We start from the raw sequence: 3723 nt of genomic DNA on the forward strand, positions 1-3723 counted from the left end.
TCGACTCAGAGTCGTCTTCGGTCTTCCGCGGTGCGTCGTAGTCGGTTGCCATGCCCATCCATTTCAGTAACGCCGATAAACGAAATCAGCGGGCACAGTTTGCAACAATCCGGGGGAAATAGCAACTCGCTCGCCTTACATTTCGGTCAGCTCTGTCATCAACTTGCGGCACGCCCGGCGTATTCCCGGAAAAACACACGAAGACATGCGATTCTTGCAGCTAACGGTAATCGCGAGAGGGCTTGCGCCATGCAGGAATTGAAGGTCATTGGGGTTGAGAACGGTGCGCTGCTTGCAGCGTCAGAAGACGGCGATCGTTTTCGAATCGCCATCGACGAGGTTCTCCAGTCCAAGCTTCGTCAAACCCAGACGGAGGCGTCCACAGCGCCCAAGCTCTCACCGCGTGAGGTGCAGGCGCATATTCGATCAGGAATGTCGGCGGAAGACGTGGCTGCGGTCACCGGCGCCCCGCTCGACTACGTTCGCCGGTTCGAGGGGCCTGTGGTTGCGGAGCGCGAATACATGGTGTCCTGCGCGCTGAGCGTTCCCGTACACACAGCCATCGACCCCGACCCGGTGGGAGACGATGCCAACTTTGGTGGCGTCATCCGTGACCGTCTCGCCTCCCTCGGAGCGTCCAACGAACGCTGGGCCAGTTGGAAAGAGCCCGGCGCCGGGTGGATCATCAAGCTCTCCTTCACCGCCGACGATATCGACCATGATGCGCGCTGGGGCTTCGAGCCCAAGAAGAATGCCCTGTCACCCATCGGTAACGAGGCCATTGCACTCTCGCAGCAGGGCGAGCTCAAGGGTTCGCTGATCCCGCGACTGCGCGCTGTCGGTTCCGAGACCAGCAATTCCGACGTTTCCCGGTTCGACAGCGGCGCGTTCACCTTCAAAGAGTCGCTCGCTGACGAAATCCTCAACGACACCGCACCGATCGAACCCGTTCCCTACTCACGTCCCGTCGAATCTCGTACGCTCGGTTCGTCCGAAGCCGTGTCGAAAGCGGCCATCAAGCGGGCAGCTGAGCCCTCGGTGAGCATGAGCGAGACGGCAGACCTGCTGGATTCCCTGCGCCGCCGCCGTGGCGAACGGGAAGCTGCTGCTCTCGGCGATGCCGCATCGAGCCGTGCCGGAACCGGTGCGGGTCGGCGCCGCATCGAGACTCCCGCCGAATTATCCGCCGACTCCCCCGCCCAGCCAGAAACCGGCGTCGAATCCGTCACCACCGAAGAGACGCCTCCTCGTCGCACGGAGACCACGCAGAGCATCTGGGCGAGCCAGTCGGCCAACCAGGCAGCGGCGAAGGCCCAGCCGCGCACGACAGGCAGTCACGGCAAGCGTGGTCGGGCGTCTATGCCGAGCTGGGATGAAATCGTCTTCGGCGCCCGCACGGATGATGATCTGGCCTAAATCTTCTGTGGACTCGGAGTCAGCCGCGGCGTTATAGTTTTCTTAGAACATGTGTTCTAGATAACTGAGTCGAGGAGGTGCGAAATGCCCTCGGTGAACGAACCCGTGATGGTCTGGACGAGCGAGGCCGGATCGCCGGTGCGGCTGGTCTGGCGCTCCCGGCGGTTTCGTGTGTCCGATACGCCGACCGCTCTCGTGGGAACATCGGAGTGGTGGAAACCGTTCGAGCCGTACAGCTATGGAATCGGTCATGCACCACTCGACATCTCCGGGTGGCGGTTTCAAGCCACGGCCGATGACGGTGAGACGCACGTCTTCGACGTGAGCCAGGAGATCAGCGTCGTTGGCACCCACGACATGGTGTCATCGGTTGACGGTCTCCCCTGGCGACTCCTTCGCATCTTCGACTAGGACATCTCGCGCGATGTCTGCACCTCCGCCCCGCGCACCGACAGCTCGAGACCTGACCTGCGTCGGCTCCGACGGGGGTGGCGGCAGCGAGATATCCTAGAGAGTGCGAATATCGACGAACCTACGGATCTCCCGGCGGCTGCCTTTTCTGCAGACCGTGAAGACATCGGTGGCCGTAGCCCTGGCGTGGCTGGCCTCCCAGCTCCTGCTCCCGAGTGATCTGCCGATCTTCGCGGCCATCGCCGCGCTTCTCGTGGTGCAGCCGAGCGTGAACCAGACTCTGGGCCGCGCCATCGAGCGTACGTCGGGTGTCATCGGTGGCGTGATCATCGCTTCCACAATCGGCTTCTTCTTCGGCCAGTCAAGCTGGGTCGTGCTCGGGACCGTCATCGTCAGCATCACGGTGGCGTGGGCCCTCCGGCTCTCGCCCGTCTCAGCGAGCCAGATCCCGATCAGCGCGATGCTCGTTCTCGCCCTCGGTGCCACCACTCCCGGCTATGCCCTGGATCGCATTTATGAGACTTTCATCGGCGCCGGTATCGCCCTCATCATCAATGCCGTCATCGTTCCGCCGGTGCTGATCAGGCCGGCCAGTGAGGCGGTCAGCCTGCTTGCGCGCGAAGTGGCCGAGACCTTCGACCGCATCGCACGGGCGCTGCGCACACCCCAGCGCCCGGCCGACCTCATGGAACTGATGATCAAAGCGCGTCTCCTGCGACCCATGCTGGAATCCGCGGAGAGGGCGATCCTGCAGGCGGAGGAGAGTCTCATGCTCAACCCACGCAAGGCAAAACTTCGTCTCGACCTCGACGCAGACCGGGCTATGACCAAGCGGCTGCCCACCCTCGTGACCCGCGCCATCGGTATGACGCGGGCCCTGCACGATCACTACGACGATTCCCTGCAGTATGAGCCGAGCCTTCAGGCTTTCTCGACGGAGCTGGTGCGGGTGGCCCACGACCTGCGACTGCTGACCCGGGGAGACGGAGAGGGCTCCGCCGCGCCGGCGTTACCCGCCCCTGAAGTCATGGCCCTCACGGCGCCGCTGCAGATTGTGACTCCCCACCCCGATCACTGGATCCTGATCGGCTCGCTGATGGAGGACCTGCGCCGCGTGCGCGAGGAGATCGTGGGCGACTAGCCGGTTCGGTTAGAGCACCTTGGAGAGGAAGTCCTGGGTGCGAACCTGCTGAGGATTGCCGAAGATCTCCTCGGGACTTCCCTCCTCGACGATGACGCCGTCGGCCATGAAAATGACACGGTCAGCGACCTCCCGGGCAAAGCCCATCTCGTGCGTGACAACCACCATGGTCATGCCTTCCGTCGCCAGCTCGCGAATCACCTGCAGAACCTCCCCGACCATCTCGGGGTCGAGCGCGCTCGTCGCCTCGTCGAAGAGCATAATGTCAGGATTCACCGCGAGCGACCGAGCGATGGCAACGCGCTGCTTCTGCCCCCCGGAGAGCTGCGCAGGCCGAGCCTGGGCCTTGTCGCTCAGGCCGACGCGCGCCAGGAGGGCTTCAGCCGTCGCCCTGGCCTCGCGCTTGGTGCCCTGACGAAGTTCGACGGGAGCAAGCATGATGTTCTGCAGAACCGTCATGTGCGGGAACAGATTGAAGTGCTGAAAGACCATGCCGATGTGCTGACGAACCTCGTTCAGATTCACGGTCTTGTCCGTCAGATCAAAGCCATCGACGACGACGGTGCCCGCGGTGATCTCATCGAGTTTATTGAGGCAGCGGAGGAAGGTGGATTTGCCCGAGCCTGACGGACCGATCACACAGACGACCTCGCCCTCCATGATTTCAACGTCGAGCCCCTTGAGTACTTCGTTGGAGCCAAAGGACTTACGAAGACCGGTGACGCTGATCTTGCTGGTGCTGATCGTGCTCATTT

At 62.8% G+C, this 3723-nt stretch carries 4 protein-coding genes; 3 read left to right on the plus strand and 1 reads right to left on the minus strand.

All coding sequences use genetic code 11. The annotated features are described in order from the left end of the window. Window positions 1-249: 249 nt before the first annotated feature. The 3 genes from sepH (at window position 250) to JF66_RS15035 (ending at window position 2968) form a co-directional block, all read left to right on the plus strand. The gene (sepH, locus tag JF66_RS15025; protein ID WP_035879311.1) at window positions 250-1416 is read left to right on the plus strand and encodes a septation protein SepH; all 1167 of its coding nucleotides are present in this window, start codon (window positions 250-252) and stop codon (window positions 1414-1416) included. 84 nt (window positions 1417-1500) lie between these two features. Beyond that, entirely contained in the window at window positions 1501-1827 is a 327-nt protein-coding gene (locus JF66_RS15030) for a hypothetical protein (protein WP_197059436.1), read from the plus strand. Between the two features lie 157 nt (window positions 1828-1984). Further along, a complete protein-coding gene (locus JF66_RS15035) occupies window positions 1985-2968 on the plus strand; it encodes an aromatic acid exporter family protein (RefSeq protein ID WP_231556450.1) in 984 nt (327 codons plus the stop codon). Window positions 2969-2977: 9 nt separating this feature from the next. On the opposite strand, the gene JF66_RS15040 is transcribed toward JF66_RS15035, so the two are convergent. Beyond that, window positions 2978-3721, minus strand: coding sequence for an amino acid ABC transporter ATP-binding protein (locus JF66_RS15040; protein WP_035879315.1), 744 nt, complete (start codon window positions 3719-3721; stop codon window positions 2978-2980). Window positions 3722-3723: the final 2 nt, after the last annotated feature.

Source organism: Cryobacterium sp. MLB-32, assembly GCF_000738085.1.
Lineage (GTDB): Bacteria > Actinomycetota > Actinomycetes > Actinomycetales > Microbacteriaceae > Cryobacterium.

Bases quoted from the DNA above. Each gene is read 5' to 3' on its own strand.
- sepH (WP_035879311.1), top strand. From the start codon at position 250: ATGCAGGAATTGAAGGTCATTGGGGTTGAGAACGGTGCGCTGCTTGCA.
- JF66_RS15030 (WP_197059436.1), top strand. From the start codon at position 1,501: ATGCCCTCGGTGAACGAACCCGTGATGGTCTGGACGAGCGAGGCCGGA.
- JF66_RS15040 (WP_035879315.1), bottom strand. From the start codon at position 3,721: ATGAGCACGATCAGCACCAGCAAGATCAGCGTCACCGGTCTTCGTAAG.